Below are 19,350 nucleotides of genomic sequence, written 5' to 3'. Positions count from 1 at the left end.
CAACTTGAACAAATTTATTTAGGTTTACAAGCATCAGTTGATGTTGATAAATATTTGGATTCAAAATGAGAATACGATCAAATGCAGCAAATTAGAATAGGTTTATAAGCAAAAATTGATATAAAAGACTATTATGATAATAATTTAGATGGATTAAAGATGCAGCAAATAAGAGAATGTATTTTTAATGAACTAGATATAAAGAATAAATATAAAAATTATTGAGCAGATTCTGAAAATGATAGTAATTATGATATTAATAAAGCAGATATCGATGTAATTAACATATTTAATGAAAATTTTAATGACAAAATAAATATCGTTTTTAATGATATTCTCAATCCTAATATATCTTCATTAAATGAAGATGTGAAAGAGACTAAGAATGAAATAAATGTTAAAATTGTTAAAAATATAGATAAAGAAAGTAAATCAGATAATGATGAAAATTCAGATGTTGATAATAAACAAGAGAATGACTTAGTTATTGAAGAAGATAGCGGTATAGTTATGTAAGTTTTAAATTTCAATTGAAAATATTTCCTTAAAATAGATAAAAAAATAATAAATTCACTAAATCTTATATATAAAATTTTGATATAATAATAATATCGTGTATCATAAAATAATTCGATATATTTATATAAATAAATGGAGTAAAATGAAAATCAAAAAGAAATTAATATCGCTTTTACTAATTTCATCTAGTGTCACAGCAGTAGCGACAACTGCAGTTGTTGCTTCTTATATTTCGGTAAAGAATGTTCCAGTTAAAACTCAATCAATGCATATGTCATTAGCACCATTAAAATATTTTGATGGTGATAATGAAGTTAAAACAAATGAATCAGATAAGAAAACCAATTCAGATAATAAAAATTCATCAAAACAGGAAACAAAAGAGTTACAAGAAGCAAAAGATGGATACAAACAACTTATAGCGTCAATTTTAACTAACGCAAATAGCATTTTCACTGATGAATCTTTTAGTAAATATAAAAAAATAGTAGATGATGAGAAGAAAATTCTTGATGAAAAACTTGACAAAAAAGAAATTACTGTTTTTGATGTAAGACTAGCAAATTCAAAAATTATTCATTATAATTATCAATTAGTGATAAATGATGCAAAATTAGATGATGTTTATAAAATCATAACAGATTTAACAACAAAAATAAAAAATGATGGTGCCGCAGAAGTTCAAACAGAAATTGATAAAAAAGTAGCAGACTTTAAAAAATCTTATGCAGATGCAAAAGATAATAATCAAAAAACAGAACAATTAACTAAATTAACTGAAATTTTCCTTGATGCAACATTGATTCAACCTGCTATTAAAGATCTTAACACCACTAATATTAATTCACTTAAATTAGAAATTGAAAACACCTGAAAAGAAAATGCATTTTTCACTGTGGATTCATTTAAACAGTTTTCAGATGAAAAAACAAAACTTATAAATCAACTGCAAGATTTATTAACTAATGGTACATCAATTACACAAGCGCAAGAAGATCAAGTTAATTCAGATTTAAAAAATTCAATTAATAAGTTAGTTATAGAATCATCTAAATTATCAGATGCAGAGAATAAATTAAAAGAACTTATAAGCAAGTTACCTAATGAAAAAGATAAAAATACCAAAAAATCAGTTCAAGATGTTGCAAATGAAAAATTAGCAGAAATCAATAATGCTAAAACTGGTGAAACATTACCATCTGATAAATTACAAGATTTATCTACATTGTTTATAAATGTCTGAAGTCAAATAAATAACCAAGAACTGATACAAAACTTTAAAGAGAAATTAAATCGTGAAATTAAAAAAATAAGCGACAACGATGAAGTCCAAGTTCTTTCAAATGAAGTACAAAAAGCAGCGACAATAGAAGATCTTAAAAAGGTACAACTAAAGATAACCGAAAAAATAGCAACTCAAAAAGAAGTGATTGAAGAACCAGAATCTAAATCTACTACAGCAGCTATAATTATTACATCGATTGTAATTGGTATTCTAGCAGTTGTTGGAGTTGTTATTTCATGAATTGCTGCTCCTCGCAAAGAAAAGAATAAAGATTCAAAAGCACAAGAGCAAGAACAAAAAGCAGAAAATTAATTTCTGCTTTTTGATATTTAATTAGTTAACTGATTTTATAAATTATATGAATATATTGTTTCTAAAACTATATCCGTAGAAACAAATATTAACAAAGATTAGCGAATGATTCCAAGATCATATTGATTAATCAAAGACTTAATTAATATGATAAATCAATATTTTATAAATATACTTAGATAATTATAAAATTATATTTCTTTATTAATTGTTGAAAAATTTCCGTGTATAATGAAATATTGTTCAAATCTCTTAGTGTATTTTATAAAACCAGTCAAATAGAACACTGAATCAATAATGTTGATATAAGTTGCACAAGATTTTCTTATCTGTTTTATATATTTAAATAAGATAGTTATAATATATTTATGGTTAAATAATGGAAAAATTTTCATTTATTTATCGTAAATTACAAATAAAAATATATAATTATAGAGCAAAGAATTTATTTAGTGTTTATCTTGTTTATACTTTTCAATAATAAGTAATTTAATCAAAGTAATTTTTCATTTTTATTTTTTATATTTATAACACTAAATTTATTATGCAAATAAAGATATAAAGTGAAATTTATATCTTTATTCTTATATCTTAATTTTAAGAAAGGTTTAAATGAAAAAAAGACACCAGAAAATTTTTCTTTTATTATCAGGGATTACTTCATCAACGGTAATATTAGTTACTGCATGTTCTAATCAAACTGATAATAAACCAAAGCAAGTAATTATAAATCCAAAATTAATTAATTTATCAACATTACAAACAACATCAAAATCAGCAAAAATAAAAGCCGTAATTGATGCAAGCAAACCTGAATATAATAATGCAACGGATTTTAAAATAACATTTAATAACACTTCTTATATAGCTTTTGAGATAAAAACATCTAATAACCAAAAAGAAATTACATTTAACTTAAATGATTTAAATCCTGCTACTATCTATACATTTATAAAATTAGAATTTAAAAATAGTGTTTTAAATTCAGATGTCAATAATTTTTCTTTTACAACTACACAACAAAGTGATTTGACACCACCAAAAAAAAATGAACCTGATCCTGAAAGTGAAAAATCTCAACCTATTGACAAACAAGAATCATATAAAATCGAATCTGTTCAAACATCTAATGTTCATACAACATCTGCTATATTAAAAATTAAGATTCACACATCATCTGATATTTTAGATGCAAGTAATTTTATATTAACATTAAATAATCAAAACTACACTTCTTCGTCATTTAACAAACAAACAAAAGAAGTAACTTTTGAATTAGAAAACCTAAACACAAATACAACATATAAGTTAAATAAATTGATAGTAAATGATAAAGAATTTCCATCATTTGATTTTAGTTTTAAGACAAAAGCAGAAAATGTAGTTGAATCATTACAAGCAAGTTCGATTAGTCACAACAGTTTATCAATCACATTCTCTTTGACAGATAATAATTTAGATGCTACACAATTAAATGTAGAAGTAAGTGATTACAGTCAACCTATTTTAGTTTCATTTAATCAAGAAACTCAAAGTTACAATTTTACTTTAACTAATTTAACCCCACAAAAATCATATACTATCAATTCTATAAGTTATCAAGGTAAGACATTATCAATAAAATCCTTGAATCACACCTTTACAACCACTTCTAATGCATTGCAAGTTAATCAAGCACATTTGGTATCAAAAAGCAAAAATACTGCTGCAATCGAGTTTAATTTAAACCGCGATATAACAGACAATGAATTAGCATCATTATCGGTAGATTTAACAAACAACGATATAACAACCAAACATAATAAATTTAAATATTTATCAAACCATAAGATATTGCTTCAAATAGATTCACTAAAACCTCAGACAACTTACAAACTAACTAAATTAACTTTAAATAACAATGATATAGCATTAAACCAAGAAAACCAACTTTCTTTTACAACATCAAAAGAAGTTACTATTGATTCATTTGCAATTAGCAAAATAACTTATAAAGATATCACTGCTACTTCTGCTACAGTGCATATTGACTTTAGTTCAAACGATCTTTTAAATGAAAACCATCATGAATTTGAAGTAAATTTAGATAATAAAGTTTATAAATTTAGTGATTATAATCCATCAGAATCATATGTTGAAATTGTGCTTGATAATCTTGATTTTCATACAAAGTATTTTGTAAATTCAGTTACACTAAATGATAAAACTTTAACATTACCAACTGATGAATCACAAAAATCATTTACCACCTTGGACTGAAATCGTCCGGTAATATTAAATAGTTTAGGATATACTTTTGAAGATAAAGTTTCAGCTGATTCATCTGATGTGATGTCATTAGATTTTGGTGTTATTGATTTATTTCCACTTCATCGATCTCAGTATTTCTTTACAGCAGAATTTACTGATGAAAGTGCAAATAAAGACTACAATTTAGATTTTTTTGCTACACCTAAGGAAAATAATAACAATCAATTAAGTTTAGATAATATTCGCATCTTTGTTAAAAATGATCCTGAAGAAGCTGATGAAGGACATTATTATGATTTAGAACCAAATAAAACATATAAACTCAAAGCATTAAAATTAACTAATGGTGATGGACAAAGTCAACACGGAACACTTACTTTTACCTTAAAACAAGGTGCTTCTTTTATCATTGATACACATATTAACACCACCAGATATCAAAATGTTGAAATGACTAATACTAATAATAATTTAAATGTTTCACTTAGTTTATCACCTGATTCAAGTAATCCTGTTTCAGTTGATATAAAAAGTGATTTTGGTGGTTTATGAAATATAAATTTAACTAAAACAAATGATAAATATACAGGAAGCTTACAGATTAATAATTTTCCGTCTGGAACATACAGCATCGCAAGAGTATATTTAAATTCAAAACCTATTTTTGTAAATAAAAATAATAAAGGTAACGATACATTAAGAGTTGATGCAAGTAAACCAACAACAAATAATATAAATACAATAAACTATTCATATGATAAATTTAATTATCAACATAATATTATTTTAGATTTACAAAGTAATAACACTGTTAATACATTTATCTATAAACAGTCTCCAAATATTGTTATACAAAAAAATGACTCGGAAGATTTTATTAATTTAAATAGTATATGAAATCCGAATACTAATAAATTAGAAATAAAAACTTTAAATTTAGATTTTGCAACAACTTATAAAGTTATCGGAATTGGTAGTGTACATATTAACGAAAATAAGTCATTTACAACTATAGCTAAACCTACTACAAAAGCACAGCTTAGTGTTGATGAGTTAAACAGTTTAATTAATTCAATCAATCACTTAACACTAAAAAAACGTTGATGAGCATCTGGTATTAAAAAAGTTTTATTAGCAGATAAAGACTTATTTAAATACTTTAATTTTTCAAATAAAAATGGATTCGATAATGAAATAACATTTAATTTTGATGAAAGTAAATTTAGTAATCTAAATGAATTAAATGGTACATTATCGCTGACTTTGAAATTAAGTAGTGGAAATAATCATTCAATTGAAAAAACTTTTAAAATTGAAAATCTATACTCAAAAGCTTGAATTATTGCTAATAAAACTAACACATTATTATTCGATCCATTAGTACATATCTCAAAAACAGGTATTAAAAAATCCACCAAGGACTTTGATGATGCATATAAAGATGCTAAATATAGTAACATTGATGATTTAGATTCATCTTTTGGAAAACCTGCTATTATCGTTGATCTAAACGATGCATCGCTACAAAACTTTATTGATATCGATGATGGACTAAAAAGTTATGATACAAGTGTTTTTAAAGCATATTTTGTTAAATATAAGGATGATGAAAATGTCTATAAACCATATAAAACCACTGCATATGCTCCATTAGGTATGATTCAATATAAAATAATGTTTTGATTCAATCCAACTAATGCTGAAGATAAATATACTAACCAAATTACACCTTTGTGATTAGTCGGATTTAATAATTATACTAACAAAGATGCAAAAGATTGATATACATATTTATCAAGGCAAGCAAAATTATATGCATCAGCAGATTATTTAACTGTTAATTCTTCATATGGTCTTAAATCAACTGCAACCGAGAGTGCTGAGCAAATGGTTGCATCAATAAATAATAAAGCAAATTCTCAAGAAAAAGTAGATTATCTTGATAAATATACTAATTTAATCAAGTTTATTAATGATAATTATAATGTTATAAAAGATGCCTATAATCCAGCTGTAGCACGCAGTTATTATCAAATTGAAATTATAAATGCATCAAAAATTGAATATGGTAAAAACAAGTTTGTAGATATTACTTTTGCATTAAAACCAATATATTTGGGTGCAAGTGATGCATATAAAGCAAAAACAGATGTTATAACAAAAAATGTTATCCATATCCAATTACTTAACAATAATTAAAAAATATCCCAAAAAAAACAAGTTTTTCGGGATATTTTTAATCCTTAATTAAGGTTAAATTAATGGCATACTCACCTAAAAGTTGTCCATCTTTAGCTAGTGTATAAGTGAATTCAAATAAATCATCAGCAAAGTTTTTATAAAACCAATTTGATACCAGTTCGATTGCTTGGTTGCGTCAATTATAACCTTCAAGATCTAATAAAAACTTAAATTCTTTTTGGTATTTTAAATATACGGTTGTAGCACCTGCATAAATATTGATATTGGTTTCTGATATTTCGATTCTATTTCGAATTCCTTGTGAAGGTTCGCTGAATGTTAAAATATGATAACCATCATCAAATTCATAATCTAACACAGAAATAAAATCAATATCTTTTGATTCACCATTTTGTTTTGTTGTTGATTTAAAATTAATTTTCATATTTTTTTAATGCATCCTTGATAAATTCTGGTCCATATAAATATATTGCTTTTGCTAGTTCAGGACCATGTTGTTGCGATGTAGTTGCAAGACGTATGGGCATAAAAAGATTTTTACCTTTAATGTTTAAGTTATTTGAAGTGGTATTGATTGCATCTTGAATATTTTCGATACTAAAGTTATTAAAGTCTATATGATTTTTAAATTCATTGATAACTTTATTTTCGTTATCATTAAATTCAAAGTGCTTATCAACAGGATTAAGATAAAGCATTAAATTTTGATTCATTTCAGAATATGTGATAACACTTTGCTTAAATGTATCGATAAATAAATTAATTCATTGTAAACTTTTATTACTATTATCAAGTGATAAATGTTTTAAAATTTCATTGTTATCTTGATTTTTCATATATTGTTTTGAAAATCAATTCATTTTCAAAATATCGAATTTTGATGGACTTTTGCTTAATCTATTTGGATCGAATTTTATAATATTTTCATAATGCGACATCATTTCATTAGCATCTGCTGCAGTTCAACCTAATAATGATAAAAAGTTAAATATTGCTTGAGGTAAATATCCTTCATTTTTATAATCTTCTATAAACTGTTTTAATGATGTATCACGCTTAGAGAGTTTTTTACCTTCCATATTAGTAATGATGGTAAGATGTCCAAATTCAGGCATATTTCATTTAAGCATTTGATATAAAGCAATTTGTTTTGGTGTGTTTCCGATATGCTCTTCACCTCTTAAAATATGTGTAATCTGCATATCATAATCATCGATTACTACTGCAAAGTTATAAGTAGGATATCCATCGGATTTGATAATTACTCAATCACCAATTTCATCTGAGTTAAAACTTATTTGTCCACGTACTATATCATTTCATTGATAAACTTGATTTTTTGGCATCGCTAAGCGAATCGAATAAGCACCATTTTGATCACGAATTTGTTTTTCTGCATCGGAGATTTTTAATCAATTGCGATTATAACGAAAACTAGGAATACCTTTTGCATCGCTTTCTTGCTTTTGTGCTTCTAATTCTTCGGTTGTATCATATGCTTTATAAGCAAATCCTAGTTCTAACAACATATTTGCAACTTGTTGGTAGCGACCTAGTTTTTCGCTTTGTCGATATTGGCCATATTTTGGGTTTGGTTTTAAAGGTGATTCGTCAGGTATGATACCTAATCAAGCCAAATTATCTATCTGTGATGCTTCACCACCGATAACATTGCGTTTGACATCTGTATCTTCAAGACGGAAGATAAATGTTCCATTATAATGTTTTGCAAATAAATAGTTAAATAAAGCTGTTCGAGCTCCTCCGATATGTAAATAACCGGTAGGACTTGGTGCATAACGTGTTCTAACTTTTTGCATTTACATTATCCTTGAATGCATGATCTGAGTATGCAGAATTTACTCCTTTATCAAAAAGGTGTGTTTTGTAATTTGTTCCATAAAGTTTTTCAAGAGCTTGCTTAAAGGAATTATTTTGATCTTTACCTCCACCATAAATAACATCATATTGAGGGGTGTTGTAATCACCAAATGCTCCATCGTAGTTAACACCCGATGAACGCAATGCTGTAGCAATAGTAACCCTTGAGACAAAGAATACTGAATCAACTAAAGCAACTAATTCGTTTTTCTTAGTTCTAACACCAGTCCCGGATGCACCACCACCGACATTAAAGTCTCTTATCGCATATGATAGTCCTGAATGGTAGTATTCTTTTCCATCATCTTTTGATGTAAATAGATTCGGTTTATTATCACCATAAGATAAAAACGGAAGTGCTAAAAAGCGATCAAAGACACCTTTGCGGTCTTTAAATTCAGAAAGTACATTTGAATGTGATAAAAATCCACCACGTTGTGCTCTTGGATTATTTGCTAAATCTGTTGAACTTTTTCCGTATAAAGAACGGTTGGCATTGGTTCATAATGAATATGAATAAGGAGCATTAGTTATTAAATCTTTATTTGTATTTTGTCCATCACCTTCTTGTAAAAAGAAGTCGACAAACCCTTGTGATTTAGTTTGTGTTGCTGGAAAACCAACAAGGTAAAGTAAGTTGTAATCAGAAACAGGTTTTTTCTTGTGATCATCAATTTGACGTTTAATAATTGGCCCATCTACACTATCATAACCACTTTGTGATAAGTAATCAAAAGTAGGAAATGATACTTTATTTGTATTGTTTACATAATCATTTGACATATCTTTAGCAAATTGTTCTTTGGTTTTTCCATTTAGTAAGTTTTGAGGTAATTTATCAACATCTACTTCAAAGATAGCAAAATCTAAAAATTCTTTTGCATTTTGAGCATTAGTTGCAACTAATGTAGGATCAAATTTAAAGAAGTCACGACCATCTAAAATAACCTTAACTGAATTTTTATCAAAGCTAAAATTTGAAAAATGCTGATCAAAAGGAATGGTTTTTAATTGATTACCAATATAACTACCATTGTTGTTTAAACGTGTTAATCCTAAGGTAAATTCAGGTAAAGAACTTATACCATTTACCACGTGGTAGTTAGTGATAAAGTAGAATTTGGTTGGATAACTTTGGCCTTCTTTGATTTCATAATCAATTATTGATGCAGTTCCGGCTTCAGTTTCTTGTTTTTTTGGATAACCAGTTAATTGGTTGAAATCAGTTGGTTTATTTTTGCTAATATAATCTTTAACTTTTTGTTTTACTGTTGCATCTAAACCGGCTGTTTCATCTAATTTTTTGTAAATTTTATCATATTCAGATTTTAATCAGTTAGTATATATAACTGCATCTTTTTCATTACCATTTTCCTTTTCGTTTCCATAGTCAGCTACAAGTTGCTTTTCGGTATCATCTTGAATAAGTTTTCAAACACCACGGTTACCATTTGATTTGTTTCATCTGTCTAATAATTTTGTTTTAGTATCTGAATCTTTAAGTTTATTTATCAAGTTTCCTAAATCTATATTATTTGTTAATGCAGTAGTTAAAAGGTTTTGCTGATTTTCATCTTTAGTAAATAAAAAATGATTAATACTTACATGATAAGATTGTTTGGCAAAATCTGAATATTGTTGGTTAGTAATGGTTCGTGCGACACCTGTATTATTTTCAGGATTATTAATAGCATCAGTTCAGTTAGCAGCCACACGAGGACCGATATTAGGAAGTTGTAATTTCAATTTACCTTGATCATTGACTGCAATTGAATACCCCTTGATTCTTAATTCATCATAATTTGGCATATCCAGTTTTTTTAATTTTGCATCAATTTCTTGTTTTTGTTGCGAAGTTAAATTACTTGTAAGAGTCGAATCTGCGCTAAGGTATCTGTTTTTAATTAAATTTCAATCATAATCAAATTGTTGATCTTGATTCATATTAATAAAGTAGTTTACTTGGTCATTTTCACTAACATTTTTGGTTTGATCAAAGTTAAATTCTTCTTTTTTCTTAAATCCATCAATAGTAAAACTTTTATAAACATCAGCATCTTTACCAAAAGCCATAAATATAGTTATTTTACCATTAGCATCATCTACTTTGGTATTTGTTATGGTAAATTGAGGAATTTCATTTTCTTTAGCAGATAATTTTAAAATAAGTTTTCCTGGTTCACCAATAGCAATAGCATCCTTTGTCACATCGACATTTGAAGCATATACATCTGACTTATTTCCTGAAAGATCGACATTAAATAAATCATTTAAAGAAGATTTTTCAACTTTTTGTTGTAATTCATTTTTTGTAAGTGTATTACCAGGATTTTGTGGATTTGTTCCAGGATTAGTTCCTTGATTTCCAGAACCAGGATTATCAGGATTTTCCTTTTTATTTTCACCTTCATTTGCATTTGAATCGGTTTTTGTTCCACATGCAACAGCAGATATAGCCACAAAAGAAGTGGTAGCATTAAAAAGCAAGAATTTAGATAAAAACTTGGATTTTTTTATTTTTAATGGCATAATTTCTCCTTATTATGTTAATATAAGATAATTTGAATAAATTTTACTACTTTAAATTTCAAAAAAAATATTTTTAAGTTTTCCAAAAGTAATAAAATATTTTTAAATAAATCATTGATATTATACTAAATATAAAAAATTACTTAAAGTGTTATAATATCATATAAGGAGATATATTATGAAACGGACCTGAAAAATTAGTTTAATTGCTCTTTCTTCTATTGTGATAACCTCAGCTGCATCTGGGGTGTTTGCTAATATTGTTGCAACTGCTGCTGATAACAGTTATCACTCATTTACTGTTAGTGATCAACAAACCTTTGATACTCGCAGTAACCTTATTTTAGAAGGAAGTAAGACTTCTAAGGATTATAACCTAAAACAAAAAGATCCAGAAACAACCAAACCTCCTAAAAAAGAAGACATCAAAACTATTCCATCGGATGTACATCAAGAAGATATTATTAAAGTACAACCAAAACCACAAGAACCTCCAAAAAAAGAGGAAATCAAAAAACCTGAAGAACCTAAACCGCCACAACTTACTAATGAACCGATTAGTAAACCTGGTACATCAGAAAAAGTAACAGAAACTCCACCACCTACTATCGAACAGCCAAAAGTAGTTGAACCACCTAAGGTTATCGAAACTCCTAAACCAATAGAAAAGAAACCAGAAATTATCCCACCACAACAAGTTATTCAACCAGTACAACCTGTTGAAAAACCACAACAACCAAAAACAGTTACTAAAACTGTGCAAACAGATGTAGGTAATATTCAAGTTACTGTTGAAGATGTTCCGCCACGTGTAGATAAACGTAGTGACCAAGAAAAAGGAATAACCAATCGTATACCATATCGTGCTGAATTAGTTCCTGATTTAAAAGATGTTAAACTTAATGCTGAAAACTATGCGCAAACAGTTTCAAATGGAGAAGCATCATTGAAAGCCTTTAGTAATCTTTGAGCAGGTGTTCCAGGAAAACCTGGTCCACTTCAAGAATACTATAAAGACTTATATATTTCTAGAGGTCATGATGAATTGCAAAATTATTTAAATAATAGTCCTAATGATTTAAATTTAATTTTACAATTATATGATAAATATCGTAATGTAATTGAGGCTGGTAATGCTAAGAAATTTATGTATGATTCAGTTCAAAATAAATATGATGAATGATTTAGCCGTACCGATACTTTAGAATATATCCCACCAGTTCGTGGTTATGGAAAAGAGTATTTAAAAGTAGGGTGATTATGAATAGCAATGAATATGGACCCAAGTAAGTTTAAAGAATTATCACAAAACCTTAAAAATGAACTTGCAAAAGGATTTTATATCAGTAAAGATGAAAGAAATGTTTATGTAAATGATAAAGGTGAACTAGATTCATCTGCAGTAAGTCCAATTTTCAATTCAGTTGTTGCTGAAATGAAACGAAATAATGCTGAAAAGCGAGCTTTAGGATATGATACACAATGAACTCGTAGTCCTGATGACATTGCCCGTGGTAATTATCCTGGGTGAAGAAAATATGATGGTGATATGTCATATAAATATAAAAAATATGGTTTTGAAAGTGGTGATGGAATTTCAGTAACTGAATATAACAAAGAATCATCGAATACTGCAAATCCTAATGGGCCTAAAAAAGCATTTATAATGACTGCTGATTTAGCTAATGAAAAAGCATTTGCTAAAATAACCAATGTTATTAAAAATATGGTAGCTGCAAATGATATTCCGATGGGAATTAGAATATTAAACATCGGTAAATATGATGATGCTCAAAATATTAGAAGTTTATTATCAGTGTTGCCTAAACATTTACCTTTATTAGAATTATATTTTGATAGCTTTAACACATCTGCTCTTGAAGCTATTTCTGATAAAGATATTGATGAACTTGGGTTATATACCAGTTTAAATTCTCTTGATGAAAGATGATCAATTAATCCATGAGCACTAAGAAATGTAGCTTGAGTAAATACCTTAGACTATAATGTAAGTTCCGATTATAATCGATATGAAAAAATTACTACTAGAATTACCTTTAATTCACTTGCTTTTGATGAAGATGACTGACATGGTGAAAATGATATGACAACAATTAATAATGGATTACGTATGGCATATGTAACCAGAAATAATGAACGTATTTTCCAAGGTGCAATGGGTCCAGGGTTGAAACCCGATCGTAATGCTTCTGGAAATTCATATCCGACTGGTTTAGATTTATCTCGAATTAAAGAAGCAAAAGGACTTAAAAATATGATTTTCTATGATGAAGATCACGGTTATTCAACCTTACGTAAATTAACCAGAATTGTTTTATATAATAATTCCGATACATGAGAAACTGATACTGATAATATGAATAAAGCACAATTTGCTATGGTTTTAGCAAAAGATATCCCGATGCCTCGCTCTAAAATTATTTTTTCAAATGGCAAAGGAACCAAGAATATTTTACTTAAACCAAAAATACCAGGTGCGACTTTAGATGGAACTGGTTTAGCTAACTTATCAACATTGATTGCTTATAGCGATGGAACTTTCTTTAAAGAAACAACTAAAATCTTTGTTCCAAATGACGCAACCAATTTATATAATCAATTAAAGGCAAATGGATATAATGTTGATTATCAATTAAATGATATACAAGAAATATAAAAATAATACCTAAAAAGGTATTATTTTATTTCTTTATAATTTGATTCGTCAATGAATTTATCACCCGATAATTCTTTACGTTTTTCTCGCATCTGCTCTCATGATAAACTTGGATTTGCAAATTCTTTAAAATCTAATCCTGATTCTAAGGCAAGTCGTATTTCTTCCATCTGTCAAGCATCAAAAAGACCACTAGAATATAAACTGGTATCAACTCCACTTTCTAAACCAAGACGTATTTCCTGCAATTGCCCATGACAATACGAATCTAAATCATTATTTCGTAATTCGACATAATCTGGAAATTGATTAACTAACAACTCTTGTTCGCGACTACGACCTTGATATTCAAATAATGCTTCTTGGTATTCCCTTTTAATTCAAATTAATAAGTTTTGTAGTTCTTTAAGTGTTTGTGGGTCCTTGTTACGTTTTTTTTCGATTTCAAGCAATAAAGTTTTCTTAGCTTCGCGTTGTTTTGATGTTAAAGTTGCATCATCTCGCACTCAATCATAATCACGCTTTAAAAAGTTATCACAAGCATATAATGTCTTAGCACGCACTTGATTTTTTTTATCAATATATACATGCGAAAGCGATACAAGTGGTCGATTTTTACTTAAATTATCAATTATCCCTTTATATAACTCATGAATTTGTTCGATGTTAAAAAAATCTGTTTCTAAATAATAAATTGATTCTTCATCAAAAACTTCATGCAGATCATGGTCACTTATTTTATAAATTTCAGATGTATCTATAAAGCTATCATGGATAAATAAACCAGTTTTTGCTTTAGGAACCTTGATTTCATATTCGAATTTAGCTCGCTTATGATGAAATTTGTTTTTGGCACTTCGCGCTTTAACGTAGTAATAAACATCTTTATAAATATCTAAAAAAACTATAATTGGATGTACACCAAAATTATTTTCAAGTCGATCAAAGGTAACTGATTCATATGGTTTGAAAGGTTTTAATGGTTCAAAATGTTTTTGTATTTTATCTTTTTGTTCTGACATATTAACTCCTTTAATAAAATTATAAAACATTAAAATAAAGCAAAAACAAATTTTTAAATTTATATATAATAAAATAAAGGGGTAAAATGATTGATAATAAATTAACTTATATCACACTATTTTCATCAGCAGGAGTTGGTTGTTTCGGGTTTAAAAAGCAAGGATATGAATGCATCGCTACAAACGAATTGCTTGATAAATGTTTAAATATACAACGAATAAATAATAAATGTAAATATCAAAGCGGTTACTTATTAGGTGATATTAAAGAAAATTATGAAAATTTATATAATGAGATACAAAGATGACATTTGCTTGGTAATAATGTTGTTGATGTAATTATTGCTACTCCGCCGTGTCAAGGGATGAGTGTTGCAAATCATAAAAAGAATAACAATGATATAAACCGAAATAGTTTAATTGTAGAAAGTATAAAATTAATAAACAATATTCAACCAAATTTTTTTTATTTTTGAAAACGTTGCTTCCTTTTGAAAGACAGGTTGTTTATATAACAAAAAAATTGTTTCAATATCAGAAGCTATTAAAGAAGGTTTAGGTAAAGATTATAAGTATCAATATAAAATTATAAATTTCAAAAATTATGGTAGCAACTCATCGAGAACAAGAACCTTAGTCATTGGTGTTCACAAGAAATTAGCTGATAAAATTGATGTCGAGAAACTTTTTCCTAAATATCAGGACGAAAAAACACTTTATCAAGTTATTGGTGATATGAAAACCTTAAAATGAGGCGAATATGATGACGATGATTTTTTTCATAGCTTCCGAACTTATAAACACCATATGCAATCATGGATACAAAATATCAAACCAGGACAATCAGCATTTGATAATTTAAAAGATATAAATAAGCCACATAAAATTATTAATGGTAAAATAATAATAAATAAAAATAAAAATGGTGATAAGTATAAAAGACAAAGTTTTGATAAGGTTGCTCCATGTATTCATACTAGAAACGATCAACTAGCAAGTCAAAATACAATTCATCCGAATCAAAATAGAGTATTTTCTATTAGAGAGTTAATAAAATGATGACTATACCAAATGATTTTAAATGAACTAATATTCCTCTGTCACAGTTGAATAAGTTATCTTATGAAGAAAAAGTTGCTTTTTCAAAAAAGAATGAAATGAATATAAGACATTGTATCGGTGAATCAGTTCCTATGTAATCTTTGAACAAATTGCTAAAAATATTAAGAAAGAGTTTTTTTGATGAAGAAAAGTTTAAATAAACAACAAATAAAACAAATTATAGAAGAAAACGAATTAATAAACCATCAGAATTTAATTAAATTTATTAAAAATAGCAAACACAAATATGATTTCAATAGTTTATCTAGAATAATTGAATTATCTAATAGTAAGCATAATCATTATGCAGCATTTTATACACCACAAATTATTTTATAGCAAATATATTTACAATTACCTGAATTTACAAAGAAAGAAATTAATATTTTAGAACCTGCAGTGGGTTCAGGTAATTTTTTACCTATTTTATTTAGAAAATATCAAAATAATATTGTGAATTTAACAATTATTGATATAAATAATGAATCATTAGAACTTTTAAAGATTCTTTATGAAAACAATATACCTGAAAATTTTAAGATTAAATATGTAAATGATGATTATTTAATGTTAAAATTAAATAAAAAATTTGATTTATTTATTGGAAATCCACCGTTTACCAAAATAAATAAAATTAAAAAAGTTGAATATCAAAATTTACATCAATATTCAGAAAATTTAAAAAATTTAGCAGGATTATTTTTAGAAAAATCTTTATTAGAAGCCGAGAACATTTCACTGATAATGCCGAAAAATTTATTAAATACACCAGAATATCAAGAAACACGTAACTTATTAGTTAATTTTAATATTTCATCAATTATAGATTTTGGCGAAAAAGGATTTGATGATATTTTAATCGAAACTATTAATATAACAATTTCAAAATGTATTATAGATAGAATTTATATTAAATCATTACCCAAAAAACAAGAAAATTATCAATTCAGAGACTATATTTTCTCCAAGGAATTGCCATACTGAGTTATTTATCGTGATGAATTTTTTGATTTTGTGTATAAAAAAATGGAATTTGATATTTTTAAGGTATTTAGAGACCGTCAAATTACTAATTCAATACTCATTAATAACAAACAAAATACAATAAGAGTCTTGAAGTCTAAAAACATCGATGATAGTGGAAAAAGTATCAGCGAAATAGAAAATTATGATTCTTACATCCTGGAAGTTGTTGCAAAAAAATTAGATGTCTATAAATATCTTGATTATGAAAATGCTTATTTAACACCTAATATGACTTATAAACCTAGGCTAATATCAAAACCAAAAGGTTATCTAACAAACGGATCAGTAGCAATATTAATACCTAAGAATAATTTAAAGTTAAATGACAAACAAAAAGAATATATTTCGACTGATGAGTTTAGAAAGTTCTATCATATTGCACGAAATTATCAAACTCGTTCAATAAACATTGATTCTTCAAGTGTTTTTTGATTCGGGAAGAACAAGGAGTTGAATTAGATGTATAAATTATTAAGCGATTTCTTCGATGATAAGAATTATGATTTAAGAATTTCAAAAAATTCTAGATGAATTGATCAAAAGTGTACATATGATGTTTTGTCAATAGTTTCTGATTGTATTTTAGAATATATCAATAATAAAATGGATACATTTAAAGTAAAAGACATTTGATTTAATGAATATACAGTTATAAATGTTTCAAATCTATTTACCAAACCAAATCCATCGAATAAATCATCAAGAGAATACGATAAATATTTTGGACAACCTATTAATTTACTTGTATATGCAGGAGTTTTAAAACAAAACAAAGTAAATAATGTAAGACACTTTAAGGTAACTAATAAAGAAATTTTAGAATATATTGCATTAAGACCAATGAATGCTCTAAACTTTTTATGTGAGTATATCAAAAAGGTTTTAAAAGATACTGATATATATCATTATTTTGTGAATTTTTTAAACAACACCAATGCTTATACCTTTAAATATTAAATGAACATTTAACAAATTTTTATAAACAAAATACAAAAATTAAAGGAACCCTAGAAATTTATAGAATTTTTACTAAAATTATAAATCCACTTTCATTTGTAAATAAATCCTTAGGAACTAAAAAAGGTTATTTGTCTAAAAATATTATTACATTAGATGATTTAACATACAATAAAACAAATTTTAGAGATCTAAAACCTAAAAATATGTCTAGAAATGACTATGTACAAGTTATAAATAAGAAAAATTAATGAGACAACATATCGAAAATACTTAATTGATAAAGCAAAAAAAGCAATAAAAATGTTGAATCAAAAATATAATAACAATAAAAGTGAAATTATAGGATTAACAGATAATAACGATGCAACACAAGTGCATCATATCTTTCCACAGTCTAAATTTCCACAAATAGCAGATTATTTAGAAAATTTAATTGCACTAACACCAAATCAACATTTCTTAATGGCACATCCGAATAATAGCGCACATTATATTGATGTAAATTTTCAATATTTAGCATTAGTCGCTAAGACATTTACAATTAAAAGTGATATCGAATCTGGAAATGAAAACTATTCATTTAGTAAATTTATTAATGTATTGAGATGCGGGTTAAATACAGAAGAGTTCGATGATATAGAAAACAAAGATTTTTTCATAATTATAGAAAAAATTGATTTAATATATTCACAATTTGGAAATGATAATCAATATAAGGAAGAAATTAGGATAAATAAACAAAGGATATTTAATTAAATTAAGGAAAATATGACACAAAAACAAAATTTTGAATACAAATTAACAAACGGATATAATATGAAACCAATACTACCGAAAAAACCTATTACATTTGATAGGTTTGAAGAAGATTATGGAATACATCCTGTTATTTTCTTTTACAGCGATCTAACAGGTTCATTTTACTATCTTAAATCTAGAAGTGCATATAATAAAAAACAAATCCAAAGAAAACCGTATGAATATGAAGTTTTAATTAAAAAGTCAGGCAATGGATTGCTATATAATGACAGTTATATAGATACAACACAAATTTATAAATTAAATATTGCAAAGGAAGATTTATACAAGGTTTTTGAAAAGGATTCTGTCTTATTTTTAGATACTGAATATTTTAATATAGATGATATTGATGAAATTTATTCACAGTTATATCGTAATTTAAAAAATAATCCTCCGTTTGTTTCGATAAGTCAGATATATTTTTATGATGAAGAAGTTAAATCAAGAACACTTTATAGCCATCAAAATTTTCTTGATATGGAATTAAATGCATATAAATCAAAAAGTAATATTTCAGTTGAACAAATTATACAAAAACAAGAGTTATATAATGAAATTATAAATTATCGTAACAACAATTATGATATTCTGTTTGAACTTAAGGAACTATCAAAAGGTTGTGATTTAGAATTAACTGATATTCATAATGAAATTAATTTTTTTAATGAATATAAAAATAAGATTTCAAGTGAATTTTCAAGTTTTATTACAGATAATAAATTTGATTTTAATAATTTAAACTTTTAATGATTTTTTATACTAACAGCAAAATTTTCTTATTTAGT

At 26.4% G+C, this 19,350-nt stretch carries 15 protein-coding genes; 11 read left to right on the top strand and 4 right to left on the bottom strand.

What is annotated here, in order from left to right:
* Window positions 1–159 precede the first annotated feature (159 nt).
* The 3 genes from ACXYRK_RS03845 (at window position 160) to ACXYRK_RS03835 (ending at window position 6,565) form a co-directional block, all read left to right on the top strand.
* Entirely contained in the window at window positions 160–516 is a 357-nt protein-coding gene (locus ACXYRK_RS03845) for a hypothetical protein (RefSeq protein WP_458618186.1), read from the top strand.
* A gap of 145 nt (window positions 517–661) precedes the next feature.
* The gene (locus ACXYRK_RS03840; RefSeq protein WP_458618185.1) at window positions 662–2,116 is read left to right on the top strand and encodes a hypothetical protein; all 1,455 of its coding nucleotides are present in this window, start codon (window positions 662–664) and stop codon (window positions 2,114–2,116) included.
* A 612-nt stretch (window positions 2,117–2,728) separates the two neighbouring features.
* Window positions 2,729–6,565: a hypothetical protein gene (locus ACXYRK_RS03835; protein ID WP_458618182.1), complete on the top strand. Its 3,837-nt coding sequence runs from the start codon at window positions 2,729–2,731 to the stop codon at window positions 6,563–6,565.
* A gap of 37 nt (window positions 6,566–6,602) precedes the next feature.
* On the opposite strand, the gene ACXYRK_RS03830 is transcribed toward ACXYRK_RS03835, so the two are convergent.
* Genes ACXYRK_RS03830 through mip form a run of 3 tightly spaced genes read right to left on the bottom strand, consistent with a single transcriptional unit; the run spans window position 6,603 to window position 10,978 of the window.
* Window positions 6,603–6,992, bottom strand: coding sequence for a hypothetical protein (locus tag ACXYRK_RS03830; protein WP_458618180.1), 390 nt, complete (start codon window positions 6,990–6,992; stop codon window positions 6,603–6,605).
* On the bottom strand, window positions 6,982–8,388 hold the full coding sequence (gltX, locus tag ACXYRK_RS03825; protein WP_458618178.1) for a glutamate--tRNA ligase: 1,407 nt from the start codon (window positions 8,386–8,388) through the stop codon (window positions 6,982–6,984). Before gltX ends, ACXYRK_RS03830 begins: the two co-directional genes overlap by 11 nt.
* The gene (mip, locus tag ACXYRK_RS03820; protein WP_458618176.1) at window positions 8,375–10,978 is read right to left on the bottom strand and encodes an Ig-specific serine endopeptidase MIP; all 2,604 of its coding nucleotides are present in this window, start codon (window positions 10,976–10,978) and stop codon (window positions 8,375–8,377) included. Before mip ends, gltX begins: the two co-directional genes overlap by 14 nt.
* 178 nt (window positions 10,979–11,156) lie before the next feature.
* On the opposite strand from mip, the gene ACXYRK_RS03815 reads away from it, so the two are divergent.
* On the top strand, window positions 11,157–13,655 hold the full coding sequence (locus tag ACXYRK_RS03815) for a putative immunoglobulin-blocking virulence protein (RefSeq protein WP_458618174.1): 2,499 nt from the start codon (window positions 11,157–11,159) through the stop codon (window positions 13,653–13,655).
* A 20-nt stretch (window positions 13,656–13,675) separates the two neighbouring features.
* On the opposite strand, the gene ACXYRK_RS03810 is transcribed toward ACXYRK_RS03815, so the two are convergent.
* Complete coding sequence (locus ACXYRK_RS03810; protein WP_458618172.1) at window positions 13,676–14,677, bottom strand: Mbov_0400 family ICE element protein; 1,002 nt, start codon at window positions 14,675–14,677, stop codon at window positions 13,676–13,678.
* A gap of 86 nt (window positions 14,678–14,763) precedes the next feature.
* Here ACXYRK_RS03810 and ACXYRK_RS03805 point away from each other — a divergent pair, with 86 nt between their 5' ends.
* From ACXYRK_RS03805 to ACXYRK_RS03775, 7 genes are all read left to right on the top strand, one after another.
* A complete protein-coding gene (locus tag ACXYRK_RS03805) occupies window positions 14,764–15,192 on the top strand; it encodes a DNA cytosine methyltransferase (protein WP_458618171.1) in 429 nt (142 codons plus the stop codon).
* Window positions 15,125–15,844 carry a DNA cytosine methyltransferase gene (locus tag ACXYRK_RS03800; RefSeq protein WP_458618189.1) on the top strand — a complete coding sequence of 240 codons (720 nt, stop codon included), beginning with the start codon at window positions 15,125–15,127 and terminating at the stop codon, window positions 15,842–15,844. The genes ACXYRK_RS03805 and ACXYRK_RS03800 overlap by 68 nt, the downstream gene beginning before the upstream one ends.
* Window positions 15,845–15,919: 75 nt before the next feature.
* The gene (locus ACXYRK_RS03795) at window positions 15,920–16,117 is read left to right on the top strand and encodes a hypothetical protein (protein WP_458618168.1); all 198 of its coding nucleotides are present in this window, start codon (window positions 15,920–15,922) and stop codon (window positions 16,115–16,117) included.
* Between the two features lie 114 nt (window positions 16,118–16,231).
* Window positions 16,232–17,263 (top strand): Eco57I restriction-modification methylase domain-containing protein, encoded by a 1,032-nt coding sequence (locus tag ACXYRK_RS03790; RefSeq protein ID WP_458618167.1) that lies wholly within the window; start codon window positions 16,232–16,234, stop codon window positions 17,261–17,263.
* Window positions 17,264–17,761, top strand: coding sequence for a hypothetical protein (locus tag ACXYRK_RS03785; protein WP_458614260.1), 498 nt, complete (start codon window positions 17,264–17,266; stop codon window positions 17,759–17,761).
* A 303-nt stretch (window positions 17,762–18,064) separates the two neighbouring features.
* Window positions 18,065–18,520 (top strand): hypothetical protein, encoded by a 456-nt coding sequence (locus ACXYRK_RS03780; RefSeq protein ID WP_458618166.1) that lies wholly within the window; start codon window positions 18,065–18,067, stop codon window positions 18,518–18,520.
* A gap of 12 nt (window positions 18,521–18,532) precedes the next feature.
* Window positions 18,533–19,312 (top strand): Mbov_0400 family ICE element protein, encoded by a 780-nt coding sequence (locus ACXYRK_RS03775; protein WP_458618163.1) that lies wholly within the window; start codon window positions 18,533–18,535, stop codon window positions 19,310–19,312.
* The last annotated feature ends 38 nt before the right edge of the window (window positions 19,313–19,350 follow it).

Source organism: Mycoplasma sp. AC1221 (assembly GCF_054353815.1).
Note: the sequence above shows the minus strand (reverse complement) of the source record. Positions and strands in the feature narration are given on the sequence as shown.